This window comes from Marinobacter sp. CA1, from assembly GCF_020546665.1.
GTDB classification, from domain to species: Bacteria; Pseudomonadota; Gammaproteobacteria; order Pseudomonadales; family Oleiphilaceae; genus Marinobacter; species Marinobacter xestospongiae.
The window spans coordinates 3,380,714-3,399,314 of sequence record NZ_CP071785.1 but is presented as its reverse complement, the minus strand read 5'-3'; the positions used below and the strand labels follow the sequence as shown (position 1 = coordinate 3,399,314).

General features: G+C 62.0%; 15 protein-coding genes. 5 read left to right on the top strand and 10 right to left on the bottom strand.

Going from position 1 to position 18,601, the window contains the following annotated elements; all coding sequences use genetic code 11:
• The first annotated feature begins 131 nt into the window (after positions 1-131).
• A complete protein-coding gene (locus J2887_RS15505) occupies positions 132-2,516 on the top strand; it encodes a purple acid phosphatase family protein (protein WP_227171999.1) in 2,385 nt (794 codons plus the stop codon).
• A gap of 73 nt (positions 2,517-2,589) precedes the next feature.
• On the opposite strand, the gene J2887_RS15500 is transcribed toward J2887_RS15505, so the two are convergent.
• The 6 genes from J2887_RS15500 to J2887_RS15475 all read right to left on the bottom strand — a co-directional run bounded on the left by J2887_RS15500 (position 2,590) and on the right by J2887_RS15475 (position 9,962).
• Positions 2,590-3,306: a glutamine amidotransferase gene (locus J2887_RS15500; RefSeq protein ID WP_227171998.1), complete on the bottom strand. Its 717-nt coding sequence runs from the start codon at positions 3,304-3,306 to the stop codon at positions 2,590-2,592.
• Positions 3,307-3,398: 92 nt separating this feature from the next.
• Positions 3,399-3,974, bottom strand: a complete 576-nt coding sequence (locus J2887_RS15495) for an NnrU family protein (protein ID WP_227171997.1) — start codon at positions 3,972-3,974, stop codon at positions 3,399-3,401.
• 218 nt (positions 3,975-4,192) lie between these two features.
• Entirely contained in the window at positions 4,193-4,909 is a 717-nt protein-coding gene (locus J2887_RS15490) for a YebC/PmpR family DNA-binding transcriptional regulator (protein ID WP_227171996.1), read from the bottom strand.
• Between the two features lie 157 nt (positions 4,910-5,066).
• Positions 5,067-5,702 (bottom strand): hypothetical protein, encoded by a 636-nt coding sequence (locus J2887_RS15485; protein WP_227171995.1) that lies wholly within the window; start codon positions 5,700-5,702, stop codon positions 5,067-5,069.
• Positions 5,703-5,704: 2 nt separating this feature from the next.
• On the bottom strand, positions 5,705-8,887 hold the full coding sequence (locus J2887_RS15480) for an efflux RND transporter permease subunit (protein WP_227171994.1): 3,183 nt from the start codon (positions 8,885-8,887) through the stop codon (positions 5,705-5,707).
• Between the two features lie 4 nt (positions 8,888-8,891).
• Positions 8,892-9,962 carry an efflux RND transporter periplasmic adaptor subunit gene (locus J2887_RS15475; protein ID WP_227171993.1) on the bottom strand — a complete coding sequence of 357 codons (1,071 nt, stop codon included), beginning with the start codon at positions 9,960-9,962 and terminating at the stop codon, positions 8,892-8,894.
• A 196-nt stretch (positions 9,963-10,158) separates the two neighbouring features.
• On the opposite strand from J2887_RS15475, the gene J2887_RS15470 reads away from it, so the two are divergent.
• From J2887_RS15470 to J2887_RS15460, 3 genes are read left to right on the top strand one after another with little or no spacing between them, the layout of a single operon-like run.
• Positions 10,159-11,124: a DUF2157 domain-containing protein gene (locus tag J2887_RS15470; protein ID WP_227171992.1), complete on the top strand. Its 966-nt coding sequence runs from the start codon at positions 10,159-10,161 to the stop codon at positions 11,122-11,124.
• On the top strand, positions 11,121-12,176 hold the full coding sequence (locus J2887_RS15465; protein WP_227171991.1) for a DUF4401 domain-containing protein: 1,056 nt from the start codon (positions 11,121-11,123) through the stop codon (positions 12,174-12,176). Before J2887_RS15470 ends, J2887_RS15465 begins: the two co-directional genes overlap by 4 nt.
• Positions 12,173-12,736, top strand: a complete 564-nt coding sequence (locus J2887_RS15460) for a GDYXXLXY domain-containing protein (protein ID WP_227171990.1) — start codon at positions 12,173-12,175, stop codon at positions 12,734-12,736. The genes J2887_RS15465 and J2887_RS15460 overlap by 4 nt, the downstream gene beginning before the upstream one ends.
• A 12-nt stretch (positions 12,737-12,748) precedes the next feature.
• Here the strand turns inward: J2887_RS15460 and J2887_RS15455 are convergent, their stop codons facing one another.
• The 3 genes from J2887_RS15455 to J2887_RS15445 all read right to left on the bottom strand — a co-directional run bounded on the left by J2887_RS15455 (position 12,749) and on the right by J2887_RS15445 (position 14,835).
• Positions 12,749-13,057, bottom strand: a complete 309-nt coding sequence (locus J2887_RS15455) for a hypothetical protein (protein WP_227171989.1) — start codon at positions 13,055-13,057, stop codon at positions 12,749-12,751.
• Between the two features lie 227 nt (positions 13,058-13,284).
• Complete coding sequence (locus J2887_RS15450) at positions 13,285-14,085, bottom strand: MBL fold metallo-hydrolase (protein WP_227171988.1); 801 nt, start codon at positions 14,083-14,085, stop codon at positions 13,285-13,287.
• A 327-nt stretch (positions 14,086-14,412) separates the two neighbouring features.
• A complete protein-coding gene (locus tag J2887_RS15445; RefSeq protein WP_227171987.1) occupies positions 14,413-14,835 on the bottom strand; it encodes an SRPBCC family protein in 423 nt (140 codons plus the stop codon).
• Positions 14,836-15,015: 180 nt separating this feature from the next.
• Here J2887_RS15445 and J2887_RS15440 point away from each other — a divergent pair, with 180 nt between their 5' ends.
• Positions 15,016-16,647: a GMC oxidoreductase gene (locus J2887_RS15440; RefSeq protein WP_227171986.1), complete on the top strand. Its 1,632-nt coding sequence runs from the start codon at positions 15,016-15,018 to the stop codon at positions 16,645-16,647.
• Between the two features lie 1,020 nt (positions 16,648-17,667).
• Here the strand turns inward: J2887_RS15440 and J2887_RS15435 are convergent.
• The gene (locus tag J2887_RS15435) at positions 17,668-18,543 is read right to left on the bottom strand and encodes an AraC family transcriptional regulator (protein ID WP_227171985.1); all 876 of its coding nucleotides are present in this window, start codon (positions 18,541-18,543) and stop codon (positions 17,668-17,670) included.
• Positions 18,544-18,601 lie beyond the last annotated feature (58 nt).

The following is an 18,601-nucleotide window of genomic DNA, read 5'->3' as shown; positions in this document are numbered from 1 at the left end:
GTTGCGAACTGGTACGTACCAGTTGTCACAAAAGCGTCAGCAATCCGCAATGGAACGATCACAGAGCTGACATCTGGGCTTCCTATGTTGGTACCCACCAATTTTGGTATAGACCAATTCGGGAGAGATTTATGGCGAGTCCAATCAGGCCCCTGCTGACCGTGGGGATTTCCGCACTGTTGCTGGCCGGCTGCAACAACTCCGATGACGACGACCGCGGCGCGGGTGTCAGCGATCCCCAGTCGGACCAGGCGCCGGCGTTCATCGTCCGGCCCTACCTGCAGGCGCCGGGCACCGACACCATGACGGTGATGTTTGAAACCGAAGAGACCAATCCGCAGGTCTGGGCACGGCCCTTCGGCAGTTCCGATGCGTTTCGCGAAGTGGCGGCCGAGATCAATTCGGACGATGGCCTGGTGTATCGGGCCCGTCTCAACGGTCTCAGCTCCAACACCCTGTACGAGTACTTTGTGCTCACCGGTGCTGACGACCAGCAGCGGGTCAGCCAGGAATTTGCCTTCAAGACCTGGCCCCAGGCCGGCGACGGCGTCACCGAAGCGAAGATCATCGCCCTCAGTGATACCCAGCTGGACCGGGAGATCTACGAGGTAGTGCTGAACAACGTGGTCGCCGATGGCTTCATGACCGAAGAATGCGACGGCAACCAGCCGAAGACCTGCGCCGAGAACATCGCCGCCATAACCATTTCCGGCGACGTGGTGCAGACCGGCGGCACCCGCTCGAACTGGCGTGACCAGCTGTTTGGTCGCATGGCGGCCATTACGCCTTACGTGCCACTGGTGACCGTGCCTGGCAACCACGATTACTACAACAACGCCGAGCTGGAGCTGTACCGCACCTACATGTCGCCGCCGGATAACGGCTCGGTGGGGTATGAAGAGCACTGGTACTACCTGGATTTCCTCGACTTACGTCTGGTCGGACTGGACAGCTACCCGATCTCCGGGGCTCATGGCAGCTTCAACCGTGAGACCCTGGCGGTCCAGCGGCAGTGGCTGCGGGAGACGCTGAACGAGGCGGAAATGTCCTCCAAGAAGTTTGTCATGGGGATGTTCCATCACGGCTGTCTGTCGGAAATGTGGAACGTCGGCGAAAGCATCGGCTCCTGTGAGATGGTGACGGAACTTGAGAACTATAGCCGTGAAACCGGGGCCGTCACTGGCCACTTCTTCGGCCATACCCACGCCTATTCCCGCGGCCAGTCACTGGATGCACCGCATCTGTGGCTCAACGCTGCCAGCGCCTCCGGCTACATTGAGCCGCTCAACGACGCCGGCCACCAGGACAGCCAGGTCAGCGATTACGATACCTTCGAGGTCAGCCGCAGTGAATTTGGCTACAGCCTGCTGACCTTCCACTTCGGTAACGAGCCGTCGATGACCCTGGAGCGCAAGAAAGGCGGCTACGACGGCGACACCGACTTCAACGTGGTGGACCAGGTGACGTTCCGGCACCGCGATCACAGCAACCTGCCACAGGCGACCTCCGGTACCGGTGAAGTCTCGGCGAATGACGTCGAGTTGGCCGTGCAGGTGGCGTCGCCGGAGCAGGTACACGAAGTGCACTGGCAGGTGTCTGAGAGTGCGGATTTCAGTGGCCCGGTGTTTGATATCTGGGGCAACGATACCCGTCGGCATAACCTGTTTTACGCCGCCGCAGATCAGGTGGGTGGCGACAAGTATCAGGGCTTTGAGCCCATCGATACCCAACAGGGGGCGGACCTGTTCCGGCTGGACCTGAGTGCCCAGCTCGAACGCCAGACCATTCGCCCGGGTGCCGATGCTTACTATCGCTGGCACAAGCGCTACAGCAACCAGAATACCCACGCCTCGTCCATGGACGCCTACCCCGACCAGCCCTGGCCGGAACTGTCACTGAAGCCCGGCAGCAGCTATTACTGGCGTGCACGGGTGCGGGACACCCAGATGAACTGGTCGCCCTGGAGCAACGCCTACAGCTTCAACCTGGCCGGCAGCCGCAGTGACAACCTGCTCGCCAATGGCGGTGGCGAGGCCGGCGATGTCTCCGGCTGGACCCTGGACAGTGGTCTGGTGAGCGCCATCACCGCAGCCAACAACGGTGGCTTTAGTGCTGCCAGTGGCGACTACTACTTCGCCGGTCGTGGTTTTGGCCAGGGCATGCCGGGGGACTGCTGTGAGGACCGGATGTCCCAACTGGTGGATGTCAGCGGTTACGCCGACACCATTGATGCCGGCAAGAACTACCTGGAACTGTCCGCCCGCATGACCACCTGGTCGAACCAGGATCAGCCCAGCCTGGTCGTAACACTGCTGGATGGCTCCGGCGCGGTGATTGACTGGGCCGGCTCCGAGCCACGCACAGTGTCTTCGGTGAAGAGCTGGCAGGATGTAACTGTCGAGGGCTTCCTGCCGGCCGGTGTGCGGCAGATCCGGGTGTCGGTCGGTGGCGAACGCAAGGCCGGCGACGACAACGACGTCTATTTTGACGATCTGTCGCTGTACCTGTTGCAGTGATCGCTCACTGACACAGTAGGGCCAGGAACCCTCCGGATTGGGCCGCCATTTTGGCGGCCTTTTTTGATGGTGGTCAGTGTAGCCCCTGAACCAGAGCAGAGAAGCGCTGTAGCAGGGATGCGGCTTCCGGTGTGTCAATCACGCCGTCGATCAATGCCTGTGGTGACAGTCCCTCCGAGGCCAGAGCCGGCGCCTGTACACCAAGATAGGCACGCATCACTGGTGCGGTGAACTCCGGATGGAACTGTACCCCCCAGGCGCGGTCGCCGACGCGGAAGGCCTGGTGCGGCTCGTGGTCAGAGCTGGCCAGCAGGGTCGCGCCGGCAGGCAGGCTCAGGACCGACTGCAGGTGGGTCAGCTGGGCAGGGAAGGCGCGGGGCAGGGAGCCCAGCAGCGGATCGGCCTCGCCGGCTTCGTTCAGACGCACCTCGAAGGTACCGGATTCCCGGCCCCCGGGGTGATAGCCGACCTCGCCACCGAGGGCGTGGGCCAGCAGCTGGTGACCGTAACACACACCAAGCACCGGCTTGTTCTGTGCCACCGCCTGGGCCAGCCAGCGGGCGGTGCGTTCGCTCCACGGCGCGCGTTCGGACACCATGGCCGGAGAACCGGTCACCACGATGCCATCCCAGTCGTCAATCTGCCCCGGGTCCTGGTCTTCAGTGACGTTGATCACCGTGAGCTCAAGCTCTGGTGACAGGCCGGCGATGAACCAGTCCTCAAAGTCGCTGAACTGTTCAATGATGGCGGGGTAGGACTGACCTGTTTTCAGGATTACAACACGGCTCATGGGGTATCCTCGGAGCTATATCGAAGCAACATCGGCGCTATATCAAAGCAACATCGGCACAATGACGAAGCGCTATGGTTTGGAATTGCCGGTTAAAAGGCAATGGGGTCCACCCCGATCAGCAGTCGGTGGCCGCCGGTGATGAACGCGCCGTAGATCGCCAGCCCGGCAATCACCACAATGGCGTCGTTGAAGCGGCCGCCGGGCAGCGCCGGAATGGCCCGGGGCGTGCGCCGTTTGAGGGAGATCCGATCCACCACGGCCCAGGCCAGGAAACTGCCGAACAGCACCACGTCATGGGCCATGCCGTTGACCAGCAGGTGAGACAGGGCCCACAGCTTGACCGCCACCAGCATCGGGTGCTTCAGGGTGCGCTGAATGCGCCCCGGAAAATAGGCCGCCAGCAGCATGGGGAATACCGGGAGCAGCAGCAACATCGCCAGATGGCTCAGCCACAGCGGTGGGATGTACAGTGGCGTCGGGTCCAGCCGGGCCTGACCATAGCCCCAGATCACCAGGCCCAGCCCGACGGCGGCGATGACCGAGTAAAGGCCCTTGAACGGCCATTCACCCAGCTTTGCCACCAGTCGGTTGCGCAGGGGTTCGTTGACAATAGACAGGCAGTGAACGCCCAGGAAAAGCACCAGGCCGAGAATCAGTGGCAGCATTGTTGTTCCCTCATCGTCCGCCGGTATGACTCCGTGCGGTGGTTATTGGCGCGATGGCATCACGCCTTTTGGGGCGACAGCTTAGCCAATATCCGGCAGGCCCGAAAGGCTCCGGGCAGGGCGGGGACGCCGGCCACAAAAAAGGCGGCACCGCAGTGCCGCCCCTGGTGTCCTGTCTGTTTTGGCCAGACGGGACGCTTGTCCTGACAACGCCGCTGTTACAGTTCGGCGTTGTGGTAGACGTTCTGGACGTCGTCGAGGTCGTTGAGCATGTCGAGGAATTTCTCGAACATCTCCACGTCTTCGCCTTCAACCACGGTGGTGGTCTGGGGCAGGAACTGGATGTCGTCCACCTCGAACTCGATGCCCTCGAAGGCATCGGCCAGGGCCTGCTTGGCCTTGGCGTATTCGGTGTTGGGGGCGAACACGGTGATCAGGCCATTTTCATTCTCGATGTCGGTGACGTCGACATCGGCCATCATCAGCGCTTCCAGGGCGGCCTCTTCGTCGTCGCCCTTGAACGCCAGGATGGCGCAGTGATCAAACATGTGACTGACACTGCCCTGGGTGCCGATTTTGCACTTGGTCTTGGTGAAGCAGAAGCGGACGTCGCCAAAGGTGCGGTTGGGGTTATCGGTGAGGCAGTCCACGATCACCATGCAGTTACCCGGACCAAAGCCCTCGTAGCGGGCCGGGTTGAAGTCTTCGCCGGCGCCGCCCTTGGCCTTCTCGATGGCCTTGTCGATTACGTGGGTGGGCACCTGGTCTTTCTTGGCGCGGTCGATCAGGCCCCGCAGGGACAGGTTGGCATCCGGGTCGATACCGCCCTGCTTGGCGCACATGTAGATTTCACGGCCGTACTTGCTGTAGACCTTGGTTTTGGCCGCGGCCGTCTTTGCCATCGACTCTTTGCGGTTCTGGAACGCTCTACCCATTACGCTGTCTCTCTGATTGTGCCGGACACGAGGCCGCTCCACCGGGTATGGAAGGGGTGGCGGCCGCGTGGGTGTTGAAAGAAAGCCCCAGAGTTTACTGGACATCGCGCCGACGGGACAGGGGCAAATGCTCCGGCGGCGGGCAGTCGGCCGTGGCTCAGTGCGCCGGCAACATGCCATCGTCCTGCAGCCGGTGTACCAGCACCTTGCTGAACTCGGCCACGCTGTCGTTCAGATCAACCGGGTTGAGAGTCCTGGACTGGGCCCGCCACACCGCCTGGCCGGTTTCCACGTCAAACAGGCTGGTCTGCACGAACACTTCCCGCTGGGAGGTGAAGTAGCCCGGCGTCACCACGGTATCGTAGTGGTAACCGACGTAGGGCCCGAACCCCGGGTGCAGGGCCGGGGTGGCGACCTGGTTGATCTGTGGGGCAACGTACTCCTCCCGCACTTCGTCGCGGATCAGCGAGGCCACCAGCACCGCTTCGGCGTTTTCCGCCAGCACCAGGGCCTCGGCTTGCTGGCGCAGGGCCTGCTTGCCCAGACTATCCAGCTCGCCGGGCAGGGCGGGGTAGGCGACGACGGCAGTGACTCCGGCGCGGGCCAGGGTGACGCCAATCTGGTCTTCCACGGTCTTTCGTACCAGCTGGTCACCACTGATGGACAGCACCAGGATGCGGCCGTAATGGCCGCGGGCTTCCCGGTCGAGCGCCACCGAGGTCAGTTCGGTCTGGCTGGCGCAGCCGCCGAGTAACAGGGCCAGGCCACTGATGAGGACTGCAAATCGGTTCATGGTCAGGTGTCCTTCTGGTGGTGTGCGGCCGACGTCCCGGCTGGCCGTGAAGGGTTGGGGTAACGGAAGATGGTGGCGTACAGCACCGGTACCACCACCAGGGTCAGGATGGTGGCAAAGCCCAGGCCGAACATGATGGTGACCGCCATGGCCACGAAGAAGGCGTCCCCCAGCAGCGGAATCATCCCCAGGATGGTGGTCAGGGCCGCCATCGCCACCGGGATCAGACGGCTGACGCCGGACTCCACCACCGCGTGGACCGGTTCCGGATCGGACTGCAGTTCCAGGTCGATCTGATCCACCAGCACGATGGCATTCTTGATCAGCATCCCGGCCAGACTCATAAAGCCCAGCAGGGCCATGAAGCCGAACGGCTGGTTGAACGCCAGCAGGCCCACGGTGACGCCGATGATGGCCAGGGGCACCACCAGCCAGATCACCAGGGTCTTGCGGATGGAGTTGAACAGCAACAACACGATGAACACCATCAGCCCGAAGAACACCGGCACCGATTCGGCGATGGAGGTGGAGCCTTTCACCGAGTCTTCGTTCTCACCGCCCCATGCCATGAAATAGCCCGGCATGTCACGAATTGGCAGGCGGTCGCGATAGCGGATGGGCAGGGTGTCGGCGGTATGCTCCACCTCGGTGCCCGGTGCCAGACCGAGGTAGTCCTGAACGTCGACATTGAGGGCTTTCTCGACGTCGGCCTTGAGCTCGTTGAGTAGTTCGGAGGACAGGCCCTGGCGCGGGTCAAAGTGCAGTCGCAGCATGGTGATGCGGTCCTGGCGCCAGATGTGAGCGTCCTCAAAACCGACGTCGAAATGGCCGACCACCTGACCCAGGGGCACCATGTGCCGGGCCACCGGGCTCCACACTGCAATCTGGTCCAGGTTGTTGAGGCTGAGCCGTTCCTCGACCGGTGCCCGGGCTACGATGGGCAGCAGTTCGTCCCCCTCACGGTAGGTACCGACCCGCACACCATCGACGCCATAGGCCATGGCATTGGCAATGTTGGCGCGGCCCAGTCCCAGTTTCTTGGCCTGGGCGTCGGCCACGACCGGTTCAATCACCTGGGCTTTTTCGCCCCATTCATCCCGCAGCCCTTTGACGTTGGGGTGGGCGGCGATCACTTGCTCTGCCTGTGCCGCCAGTCGGCGCAACTCGTGGCGGTCAGGACCGGAGATGCGCAGCTGGATCTTGCCGCCGGTGGCCGGCCCCAGCACAAACTGGCGGGCGTTGACGATGGTGCCGGGTTGCAGGCCAGCCAGGTCATTCTGGACCTGACGGGTAATCGCCGTGAGCTGGCGGTAGTCGTTCACATCCGCCAGCAGGCGGGCAAAGTTGGGCGCCGGCTGTTCCGGGCTGTAGGTCAGCAGGAATCGTGGCGAACCACCGCCGATCTGGGTGGTCACGTGGGTAACCGCGTCATACTCCGCCAGCCGCTGCTCAAACGCTTTGACCTGATCCCGGGTACTGGCGATGTCGGTGCCCTCGGGGTACCAGACATCGACGTAGAACTGGGCCCGGGTGGAGTCCGGGAAGAAACTGCTCTTGACCCAGCCGAAGCCCACCAGAGCTGAGGCGAACACCGCCAGGGTGACCGTCAGGGTGATCACCCGGTGGCGGATGGTCCATTCCAGCAGATGACGGTAGCGCTGGAAGAAGCCGGACTGATAGGCCGCCTGTTCGCCACCCTGGGCCGGTTTCAGGAACTGGTGGCACAGCAGCGGGGTGATGGTGACGGCGGTGAACCAGCTCATGGTCAGCGAGATCAGAATCACCGAGAACAGTGATCGGGTGTACTCACCGGTGGCGTCCTGGGAGGTGCCAATGGCGGCAAACGCCGTCACCGCGATGGCCGTTGCGCCCAGCAGTGGCAGGGCGGTCTGGCGCACCACGTCGCGGGCGGCGGCCAGGGTATCCTGGCCCTGCTGCAGACGCATCCGGATGCCGTCGGTGACCACGATGGCGTTATCCACCAGCATCCCCAGCGCGATGATCAGCGCCCCCAATGACACCCGCTCCAGGGTGATGTCGAAGATGTCCATGAAGATGAAGGTGCCCATGATGGTAATCAGCAGCACCGCGCCGATGATCAGGCCACTGCGCAGTCCCATGAACACCAGCAGCACCAGTACCACGATGGCGACAGCCTGCAGCAGGCTGGTGGTGAAGCCGTCGATGGCTTCGGTGACCGCCTCCGACTGCATCGACACCACGTTCAGTTCCATACCCAGGGGAATCTGCGGCAGCAACGCCTTCATCTTGTCTTCCAGGCCCTGGCCCATGGTGACCACGTTGCCGCCACTGCGGGTCGAGATGGCGAGACCGACCGCCGGCTGGCCGTCGTAGCGCAGCAGGTTGGCGACCGGTTCCTTGAGGCCCCGGGTGATGGAGGCCACATCCCCCAGCCGGATCTGCTGGCCCGGGTTGCGGGGGCTGGTGATCAGCAGGGTATTGAACTGTGCCACCGAATCCAGCTCACCGGACACTTTGACCGCCAGGCGGTTGTCGCCGGCCCGGGCGTAGCCGGCGTAGGCCACGGTGTTCTTGTCGCCGAGCGCGGCGTAGATGTCATTGGGGGAGATGCCAAGGGCGGACATCTTCTCCCGCCGCAACTCCACGTAGATGACTTCCTTTGGCTCGCCGTACAGGCTGATGTTCTTGACGTCTTCCACCAGCAGCAGCTCGCGCTTGAGGAACTTGGCGAACTCATACACTTCTTTCTGGCTGTAGCCCTCGCCGGTGATAGCCAGATAGACCCCGTAGACATCGCCAAAATCATCGATGACCTGGGACGGGCCGGCCCCTGGGGGCAGGTCCGCCTGCACGTCATTGATCTTGCGGCGCAGTTCATCCCAGACCTGGGGCAGGCTGTGCTTGTCGTACTGATCGCGGATCTTTACCGAGACGATGGACTTGTCACGGTAGGAATGCGACTCGACATAGAACAGCTGACCCATCTTCTGGGCGGCGCGCTCAATCAGGTCGCTGACTTCCTCCTCCACCTCGGCCGCGGTTGCGCCGGGGTAGGGCGTCAGCACCTTGGCTTCCTTGATGGTGAATTCCGGGTCTTCCAGGCGGCTGAGGTTGTTGAAGGAGTAATACCCCATGACCACCAGTACCAGCGCCACCACCCAGGTGATCACGCTGTTGCGGATACTCCACTCGGCGATATTCATTGCCCTAGAACTCCACCTTGTCGATGGGCTTGACCTGCATCCCTTCTCGCAGGGCAGAGACACCGGCGATCACCACCCGGTCACCCGGGGTCAGGCCCGAGCTCACAATAATGCTGTCCTGGCCGGCGAATTCACCGGTTTCCACCGGCTGCCGGTGCACGCGGTTGTCATCATCCAGTAACCAGACCGATGACTGGTTGTCTTCAGCCGGCGTCAGCGCGGCCAGCGGCAGGGTAATGCGGTAGCTGTCGCTGCCTTCGAGTGAGGTCTGGGCCGCGCGGACATTGGCGGTCATCCCGGGCAGGACGTTGTAGCCCTCGGTCTGCTGGATTGACAGCACGTAGTCGAAGGTCTGGGTCTCGGGGTTGGCTTCGGTCGCGAACTCTTTGATTTCAAGTGGGAATTCGACGCCGGGGATGCCCTCGAAGGTGCCGGTCAGCTGCAAACCCTCGGCGTCGTTGTGACGCACCACCAGGCTTTCCGGCACATTCACAATCACTTCCAGTTCGTTGTTGTTCTGCAGGCTCAGCACCGGTTGCTTGGCCTGCACCTCCTCGAAGTTCTGCACCAGGGTGCGGGCCACCACGCCGTCGAACGGAGCAATCAACCGGGTGTCGTTGAGGGCTTTTCGGGCCTTCTCCAGATTGGACTGGGCAATGTTGTAACTGGCCCGGATGCTGTCGAACTCCGCCTGGGAGACGTAGTTCTTGCCAATCAGCTCCTGGGCACGTTTGAAGTTGGCTTCGGTGCGGGTGAGGTCGGCCTGGGCGGCCGCCAGGTTACTGCGGTAGTCGGCATCGTCCAGCAGTCCCAGTTGGTCGCCCGCCTGCACCTGCTGACCCTCCTTGACCGGGAATTCCACCAGGCGTCCCGGAACCTGAAACGCCATGGAGACCCGCTGGGTGGCGCGTACCGTGCCGGGAAACTCACGGGACAGTGTCTGGCCACTGCCGCCAAGGGTCATTATCTTGACCGGCTGGACCACCGCGGGGGCCGGTGTATCGGGTGCCTCGCCGCAGGCACCAAGAAGGAGGACCAGAAAGATCCAGGGAAGGATCCGAAGAGTGCTGTTCATACCGGTAAAACCTGTTCAGGGGATCGGGAGGGCGTAGCCATCATACTAGGAGGGCAGCGCTGATAAGGAAAGCCTGCTGCCGTGAGTGCTTGATCCGTCGCAAAAAACTGACGCTTCCAATGTCTTGGGGTAAGGTGTTGAAAACGGAATGGCCAACACATGGGTGTGGCCTCGCAGGGGGATACAGGGAAGATCTATGGCATCGACACGACAGCTCCTCAGCACCTGGATAGATCGGGGTGATTTATCCTCCGATCAGGTGCCCCAAGCCCTTGCCGTAGTTGGGCTGGCCAGCTCCAGTCGCCCCTGGGCAAGCTTTCTGGACCGGGTCCTGCTGTGGCTCGGCGGGCTTTGCCTGGCGCTGGGGGTGCTGTTCCTGATCGCCTTCAACTGGAGCGAGCTGGGCCGCCTCGGGCGCTTTGCCCTGGTTGAGGGGGCTCTGTTAGCGGCGGTTGTCGTGAGTTTGCGGATGCCACAGGGCCTCAGCCGGGACGTTGCCCTGGTGGTTGCCGGGCTGCTGCTTGGCGGCCTGCTGGCGCTGTTTGGTCAGACCTACCAAACCGGCGCCGATCCCTGGCAGCTGTTTGCGCTCTGGGCGGTGCTGCTGGTGCCCTGGGCCCTGGCCAGTGCCAGCGTGGTGTTGTGGCTGCTGATGCTGGCGCTGGTGAACCTGTCGGTGTCGCTGTACTTCGATGCCTGGTGGCTGTCGAACCTGGAGTGGGCGGGTGGCCGTCCGCTGGACTGGCTGCTCAGTGCACTCAACCTGAGCGCCTGGGCGATCGCGCATGGCTGGGCTCAGCGATCGGGCGTTGATGCCTCGCCCTGGCCTTTGCGTCTGGTCGCCGTTGCTGGCGGGGTTGCGGTGAGCTGGCTGGCCTTGGTGTGGATTGTGGATGGCGCACTGAACCAGCTCTGGCCGGGGCTGGCCTGGGTCGCCTGGCTGGCGGTATTGGTGTGGTGTTACCGGGTGAAACAGCCGGATCTGTTCATGCTGGCTGGCGGCTGCCTGTCGGTGATCGTGATCGTGACGGCGGGTCTGGCGCGGGCGCTGCTGGACATTGCTGAGCCCGGCGTCTGGCTGATGTTGGGACTCATCGTACTGGTCATGGTGATGGCGGCGACTGCCTGGTTACGCTGGCTGCAACGGGAGCTCGTGCAATGACCCGGCTGGCGGAGCAACTCCGCGAGAAGCTTCGGGATCAGGGCATTGGGCTGGCCAAGGAGGCGATGGAGGTCGAGCCGTCACCCCCTTGGTACCTGAGGGTGATGGCCGCCATCGGCGCCTGGTTCAGCGCACTGTTCCTGCTTGGATTTTTTGTGTTGTCCTTCAACTGGGCGGCGATGGCGATACCGGTGGCCACGGTGCTGGGCCTGTTGCTGATGGTTGCTGCTTGGTGGTTGCAACGGGTGTCGGTCAGCGACTACGGCGAACAGGTGGGACTGGTGCTGAGCCTGGCCGGGCAGGGGTTGTGGCTGTACGCGGTGGTGGCGCATGACTGGGATCTTGTGGCGTTGATCTGGTGGCCCGCTGCCCTGGTCCAGATGGTGCTTGCCCTGGTGATGCCAAGTTATGTCCATCGCCTGTTGAGTGGCTTGTTGGCAGGGCTGTTCCTGGCCAATGCCATGGCGGTGGCTGGGGAGCCGTTGCTGACCGCGCCGCTGCTCTGGCTGCTGGTGGCGCTGGCCTGGCTGCGGGAGTTTCGCTGGCCAGGGCGGGTGCGCCATGTTCAGGCGGTGGCCGGCGGGGTCAGCGTGGCGCTGGTGCTGCTGACCGTGTCGCTGCTGACGGGTGAAGAAGACCTGATGGCCTGGCTGGCGCCGGGGCCGGATCGCCTGCCCTGGGTGTCGACTGAGCTGGCGGGCGCCTTGTGTGGGATGGTGAGCGCAGCGGTCGCTGTCGTGCTGATGCGCCAGACCAACAGCGCCAGCGCCCTCCAGTGGCGGGCGTTGTGGCTGGGGGGTCCTGTGCTGGTGCTGCTGTCCGTCTATGCGCCGGGTTTGGCGATTGGGGTGGGGCTGCTGGTATTGGGGTTCGCCGGTGGCAACTGGCCGTTGATGGCATTGGCGCTGACCTGTCTGCTGGGATACGGCTCCGCTTACTATTACCTGCTGGAACTGACGTTGATGACCAAGTCGCTGATCCTGATGGGCGTCGGCGCCGGGTTGCTGCTGCTGCGGTTGTGGCTGGTACGCTTCGGGAGGGGGGGACAATGAGCAAGACAGGCATCGGACGTCTTTTCCGGAAACATCGCCACTGGTTGATTCTGGCGGGGCTGGTGCTGGCCCTGGTGCTGGTCAATGTATCGATCTGGCAGAAGGAATCGCTGCTGCGTGATGGCGAGATCATCTACCTCGATCTGGCCCCGGTGGACCCGCGGTCGCTGATGCAGGGGGATTACATGACCCTGAGCTACCAGCTCGCCCGCTCACTGCGACAGCGGCTGGCGACGGATGCCAGCGGCCGGACGGAGCCGACCGATGGCCGCATTCGGGTGACAGTGGATGAACGGGGCGTGGCAACCTTGGCGGGCTTGTATGACGGCGGTGAACTGGCGGCCAACGAGCGCCTGGTGGCATATCGGGTGCGTAACAATCGCGTCAAGCTGGCCTCCAACGCCTTCTTCTTTCAGGAAGGTCATGGTGACTTCTACGAAGGGGCACGCTATGGCCAGTTCCGGGTGGCGGCGGACGGTGAACTGTTACTGACCGGGCTCTACGACGCGCAACTGCAGCGCCTGGGCCCGGAGCCCCGGAATCAATCCGAGGCTCGCTGACAGCAACCCGGCTCAGGCCGCGTGGGGCTGTGGATTGCCCCGCGCCCGCAGTTGCTGGCTGATGTCGCTGATCAGCTGTGCAACGTCCACCTCGTAGCCCTGATCCTGGGCTACGAACACCAGCCCGGGAACATACTGGTAGGTGATGCCGTGCCGCTGCCAGGTCACCACCGGCGCCCGATGCTGGTGGCCGGCGGGGTCTTTCTGGTGTTGCGCCTGGTACTCGTTGTGCCAGCCGATGTGCAGGTCCTGCACCTGGCAACTCTGTTCGATCTGCAGTTCTTCAGTCAGTCCGATGAGACGGTTTGAGCTGATGGCCATGATAGCCTCCTTTGCCTGTGTGCTGACGGCAGGAACCCGGCCAGATGAAACACCGGTGGATTCCCTACGATACCCCTAAGGTCGTTATTGTCATGGGTCCTCCTGACCTCTTGTCTTTGTTTTGTCTTCGTTGTGAACAACTGTACACAAGTGGGCGGGTGGTGGAACAGGGGCGGGAACGGGAAGACCCGTTATGACAATCGGGTCTTCCCGGCAGGTTCGGAGTATCAGGCGTATTCGGTGGGCACGCGGTAGTGTTCCTGGGTGGTCAGATCGACACCACAGTCGACGGAGGCGACCCAGTCAAGGAAGCGATTGACCATGTAGGTACCCTCAAAGCGTTTGCCGTGCTGGGGCACGATCTTCTCCACGTCCAGTTCCCTGATCATATTGGCCCACAGTTCACACACCTTGCGGGAGCAGATGTAGCGCTTGTGGAAGCCGATCATGTGGGGAATGTGGGCATCGAAATCGTCCACTGGCTGGTGATCTTCCTCACCGCCCATGGAGGCGCCCAAGTCACCGGAGAACAGGATCTTTGACACCGGATCGTAGAACTGCAGGTTGCCCACCGAATGCATGAAGTGGGCCGGCAGACACTGGATGTAGCTGTCGCCGAAGCGCACCCGGGCCCCTTTGTCTGGGATGGCGGTGATGCGGTCGTAAACGTTCACGCTCAGCTGGTTGGAGACATAGCCCGATGCCAGGTGGGGCAGGAAGCGGGCCCACAGCCGGGAGGTGATGATCTGGGCCTTGGTGTGCACCAGCCAGCGATCAATGGAACCGATGATGTCCGGGTCCTGGTGGGACGCAAAGACATAGTCCATTTCGCGGATGTTCATGTAGCGGGAGGCGGCGACCGCCAGCGGGGTGTAGGTCAGATCACCACCGGGATCGATCAGCGCTTCGTGCTTGCCATCCACCAGCAGGAACTGGTTGGACTGCACGCCTTCGCCAACCACCAGTGAATCGAACATCAGGCATTTGTGATGGCCGTTGTCAAACAGTACGACGGGTTCAGACGCCATGGAGTACTCCACTGATAGGGGAACCAAGCCAGCGAACGGCGGGTTCGATGGGGACGGCGGCGGAGGTTACTGAACTCCGGAATAGGGACGTTTGTCCCAAGTCAAGAAATTGATTTGTATCAAGTAACAATGTGTAACAAATACCCTGGTGTAACAAATACCGTGGTGTAACAAATACCGTGGTGTAACAAATGTTTCGGTGTAACAAAGGTCTCGGTGTAACAACTGACGTGGTGCAACAAACGACGCGGTGTGACAGATGGTGGGGGCAGTCCGCCCGACACTACGTCGGGCGGACTGGGGCTGGGCTTTGGCCAGGAGTGGCCGTCAGGCCAGTCGGGGCAGGCGCTTGATACCCTTGCGCAGGCCCTGTTCCAGGGCGCCACGGACCAAGTGGCCGGTGAACGGAATGACATCGTCAAAGCTGATGGTGTAGTTGACCCGGGTCTTGCCTTCGGGGGCGTCTTCAAAGCGGATACGGCCGAAGTGATTACGCAGCGGGCTGAGGCTGGTGATGGTGTACTCAATCAGGGAATCCGGCTCAAAACCGACCACGGTCTCTTCCAGGCCGATGGGGCCGATACCGATCTTGCGAACCGACCCGAGGCCATTGGGGTCCGCCTGGTCACTGTCCTTGATCCGCCGCGCCGGGGCGCCCAGCAACTTGCCAAAGCGTTCATGCTCGGCAAACACGGCAAACACCTTGCTCCTTGGTACATCCAGGGTTTCGTCGATCTCAATGGTGTACATGGCCTTGTTCCATTCGTTGTTGGTTTATTCCTGACCAGACTAGTCGCTTGTGGATTGATACGAAAGTCGTAGATTGAAGCCGTGGCGATTTTGGCCCCGACAGCCCCGGGTACCTGCGTTGTCTGCTGCCGACTGTCGTAGCATGATGAGCTTCCTACAACAAAAACAGGAAGCATCAGGATGGAAGAGCACGATTACGACTATGTGATCGTTGGTTCCGGTTTTGGCGGCAGTGTCTCGGCCTACCGGCTCAGCCAGAAAGGCTACCGTGTGCTGGTTGTTGAGCAGGGGCGGCGGTGGACGCCGGACAACCTGCCGACGACCAACTGGAAGTTCTGGGACTACCTCTGGCGGCCATTTCTCAAGCTCAAGGGATTTCTGAGTCTGCGGTTGTTCCGCCATGTGATGATCCTGCACGGCAACGCCGTGGGCGGCGGTTCCATCACTTACGCCCAGACCTTGCTGGTACCGCCCGATTCGGTCTGGCAGGACGGCAACTGGGCCGGTCTCGATGACTGGCAGACGGTCATGCCGGAACACTACGACACCGCCCAGCGTATGCTTGGGGTAGCGGAAAACCGTCGTCCGGGACCGGCCGACAACCGGCTGCAAACCATGGCCCGCGCCACCGGGGTGGAGGACAGCTTCTATTACACCCGGGTCGGAGTGTTCTTCGGCGATGACGACGATGAGCCGGGGCAGAGCTACCCGGACCCGTACTTCGACGGCGAGGGCCCCAGTCGCAATTCCTGTATTGGCTGTGGTGGCTGTATGGTCGGCTGTCGATACAACGCCAAGAACACCCTGGACAAGAACTACCTCTACCTGGCGGAGCGCCTGGGCGCTGAGGTCCGGGCGGAAACCCGGGTGGTGGATGTGCGTCCACTGGCCGGTTGCGAGGATGGCGCCCAGGGTTACCAGATCGAAACCCGGGCAACGTTTGACCGGCGCCAGGAGCCGACCCGCATCACCGCCGCCAATGTGGTGTTTGCGGCGTCGTCACTGGGTACCCAGGAGCTGCTGTTCAGCCTCAAGGATCGCGGCTCTTTGCCTAACATCTCCGACGACCTTGGCAATCGGGTGCGCACCAATTCCGAGTCCATCCTCGGGGTGCGTTATCCCGGTAGCCAGGAAGACCTGTCGCAAGGGGTGGCGATCGGCTCCGGCATCTACATTGATGCCCATACCCACATTGAGGCGGTGCGTTACCCCAAAGGCTCCAACCTGCTGAGCAGTCTGCTGACGGTGCTGACCGGTGGTCGTCCCGGGCCTGCCAGGGCGCTGGTGTGGCTGTGGGCAATCCTGAAGCTGCTGGTGCGGCGACCGCTGGATGGCCTGCGCAGCCTGGTGCCTTACCGCTTCGCTTCGGAGACGGTGATCTTTCTGGTGATGCAGACGATTGATGGTCACATCAACATGCGCTGGCGCCGTCCCTGGTTCTGGCCGTTCCGCAAGACCCTGAGCAGCCACGGTGATCCCATCCCCACGTTTATTCCCGAGGCCAATTCCTTCACCGAAAAGGCCGCCCGGGCGACGGGAGGAATCGGTCTCAGCTCCCTCAGTGAGATCCTGTTCAACGTGCCGATGACGGCCCACTGTATGGGCGGCTGCGCCATGGCAAAGTCACCGGATGAGGGCGTGATCGATGCCCGCAACCGGGTCTTCAACTACCAGAACCTGTATGTGGTGGACGGCTCCATGCTGTCGGCCAATCTCGGGGTGAACCCCAGCCTCACCATTACGGCTCTGGCCGAGCGCGCCATGTCGTTTATCCCGGCCAAGTCTGAGGTTGTCCACAAAAACCGTGGATAACTGTGTGTGAAAGGCCAGGGTAACGTGCCGTAAGCCTTGTGCCCCATGGTCTGGACGGCTCTGGTGTGGAAATAAGCAAGCTATCCTGTCGAGGCGTTACACCCGCCCGGAAAGTGGATAAAGCGGCTTCTTCCAGCCGGAATCGCCGCCTACCAGGCCGGGTTGTCCACACGAACTGTGGGTAACCGTGTGCGCAAGGCCAGGAGAACCAGACTCATCCCTTGGGGCGCAAGGGATTGCGGGTTATGTCGGTAAAATGATCAGAGGCCTCGCCTTGTCCACACAAACCGTGGATAACTGTGTGCGAAAGGTCAGGAGAAACCCTTCCAGCCTTAGTGGCACAAGGGCTGACGGCCTGTGGCGTATTATTGGCCAGAGTCCGTCGGTTGTTGATGGTGGTGGCCTCCAGGTCTCGCCGGTTGAGGGATTTTTACCGAGGCCGGCCAGGGTTATCCCCATTAATGGTGTTTTACGCGCACGTCTACTGCCTGGCGCTTGTAAAACAGGGGCGTAATCACAGGTTTCCCGGGTTGTTACGCCGTTATCCTGAGTGCGTTTCCCTTTTTTCCACACAAACCGTGGATAACTGTGTGTGAAAGGTCAGGGTAACCCGGCTAATGCCTTGGGGCACAAGGGCTGTCGGGATGTGGCGTTTTAATGACCGCGTCCTGGGTGGTTTTCTTATACTCTGGCCCGGGTTGTGCACAAATTGCGGGGATAACCGTGTGTGAAACGTCAGGAGAAGTTACTGCACCCTTTGTGCCGCAAGGGATACGGTGAGTTGGTGTGGAAATGATCAGGGTGTTGGAAATACACCCCCTTGGGGATAACGGACCGGGGCGTCGATGGTGCCGTTGGGGAATGCCCACAGATTCTGTGGATAACCGTGTGAGCGGGACCGCTAACAACCTGTCAGAAGCCGGTAATGGTGCGGGCTGGCGGGATCTGGCCAAGGTTTGACCAGCGCCGGGAGAACGCTGGTAGGCATGCCCCGTCGCTGCCGCTACGTATGCGGCTGTGTCAGTGACGGCTGGCATGGCGATAGTGGCTGGGCGATTGCCCCATCACCTTCTTGAACAACCGGGAAAAGTAGTAGGCATCGTCATAGCCCAGGCGCGCGCTGATCTGGGCAAAGGTCAGCCCCGAGGTGTCCAGCAGCTGGCAGGCCCGTTCGATCTTGAGGTGGATAAAGTGCTGGATCGGCGTGGTGCCGGTCTGGCTGCGATAGCGGGTGGCAAAGTGGGCCGGCGACAGGCCGGCCAGTTCCGCCAGCTGTTCCAGGGTAATGCGTTCCTCCAGATGTTCTCGCATAAAGTTGTGGATGATTTCCAGGTCGGGCTGTTGCTCGCGGGTGGCGGCGTCCACTGTCAGCGGGATCGCCGCCAGCAACTGGCGCAGCCGATTGGCGGCGTGCACCAGCCCGCGACTGCGAAAACCGGTTTGGCGGACCGACAGCAGACCGTTGAAATCCACCAGCACTCGCGGCTGTACCCCCAGGTGCAGGCAGTGGGTGTCGGGACCGAACCCCATGTAATCCCGGAACTCCGTCGCCAGCGGGCCGGCGAAATGCACCCAGTGGATGGTCCAGGGCCGTTCCGGGTCGGCGGTGTAGCGGTGGGCGACCCCGGGAGGCAGCAGGAACAGGTCCCCGGCCTCGGCGGTATAGGGGCTACCCTCGATGTTGAGGAAGGCGCGGCCGTCGGTGCAGTAGATCAAAAGATAGTCGCGATGGTGCTCCCGGTGCATGTGGTGACCCTCCGCCTTGCGGTAGTGTCCGAAGGCCAGGGGGTACAGCTCCCGGGTCAGCGGATTTTCCGAAAGTGCCTTAATGGCGGGGGCTGGCACGACATACCGAACGCTGTCGGCGGGTACTGGCCATTGCGACGTCTGTGTCATTGGGCGACTCATCCTTTCGTGGTTTCCGAAAAATAGTCCATCAAGCGCGAAATTTAGT

What these genes read in the sequence shown, in the direction of transcription:
- J2887_RS15475 (WP_227171993.1), bottom strand. Translation starts at nt 9,962, where the DNA reads ATGAACAGCACTCTTCGGATCCTTCCCTGGATCTTTCTGGTCCTCCTT.
- J2887_RS15445 (WP_227171987.1), bottom strand. Translation starts at nt 14,835, where the DNA reads ATGTACACCATTGAGATCGACGAAACCCTGGATGTACCAAGGAGCAAG.
- J2887_RS15465 (WP_227171991.1), top strand. Translation starts at nt 11,121, where the DNA reads ATGACCCGGCTGGCGGAGCAACTCCGCGAGAAGCTTCGGGATCAGGGC.
- J2887_RS15480 (WP_227171994.1), bottom strand. Translation starts at nt 8,887, where the DNA reads ATGAATATCGCCGAGTGGAGTATCCGCAACAGCGTGATCACCTGGGTG.
- J2887_RS15495 (WP_227171997.1), bottom strand. Translation starts at nt 3,974, where the DNA reads ATGCTGCCACTGATTCTCGGCCTGGTGCTTTTCCTGGGCGTTCACTGC.
- J2887_RS15485 (WP_227171995.1), bottom strand. Translation starts at nt 5,702, where the DNA reads ATGAACCGATTTGCAGTCCTCATCAGTGGCCTGGCCCTGTTACTCGGC.
- J2887_RS15470 (WP_227171992.1), top strand. Translation starts at nt 10,159, where the DNA reads ATGGCATCGACACGACAGCTCCTCAGCACCTGGATAGATCGGGGTGAT.
- J2887_RS15490 (WP_227171996.1), bottom strand. Translation starts at nt 4,909, where the DNA reads ATGGGTAGAGCGTTCCAGAACCGCAAAGAGTCGATGGCAAAGACGGCC.
- J2887_RS15435 (WP_227171985.1), bottom strand. Translation starts at nt 18,543, where the DNA reads ATGACACAGACGTCGCAATGGCCAGTACCCGCCGACAGCGTTCGGTAT.
- J2887_RS15440 (WP_227171986.1), top strand. Translation starts at nt 15,016, where the DNA reads ATGGAAGAGCACGATTACGACTATGTGATCGTTGGTTCCGGTTTTGGC.
- J2887_RS15500 (WP_227171998.1), bottom strand. Translation starts at nt 3,306, where the DNA reads ATGAGCCGTGTTGTAATCCTGAAAACAGGTCAGTCCTACCCCGCCATC.
- J2887_RS15450 (WP_227171988.1), bottom strand. Translation starts at nt 14,085, where the DNA reads ATGGCGTCTGAACCCGTCGTACTGTTTGACAACGGCCATCACAAATGC.
- J2887_RS15460 (WP_227171990.1), top strand. Translation starts at nt 12,173, where the DNA reads ATGAGCAAGACAGGCATCGGACGTCTTTTCCGGAAACATCGCCACTGG.
- J2887_RS15505 (WP_227171999.1), top strand. Translation starts at nt 132, where the DNA reads ATGGCGAGTCCAATCAGGCCCCTGCTGACCGTGGGGATTTCCGCACTG.
- J2887_RS15455 (WP_227171989.1), bottom strand. Translation starts at nt 13,057, where the DNA reads ATGGCCATCAGCTCAAACCGTCTCATCGGACTGACTGAAGAACTGCAG.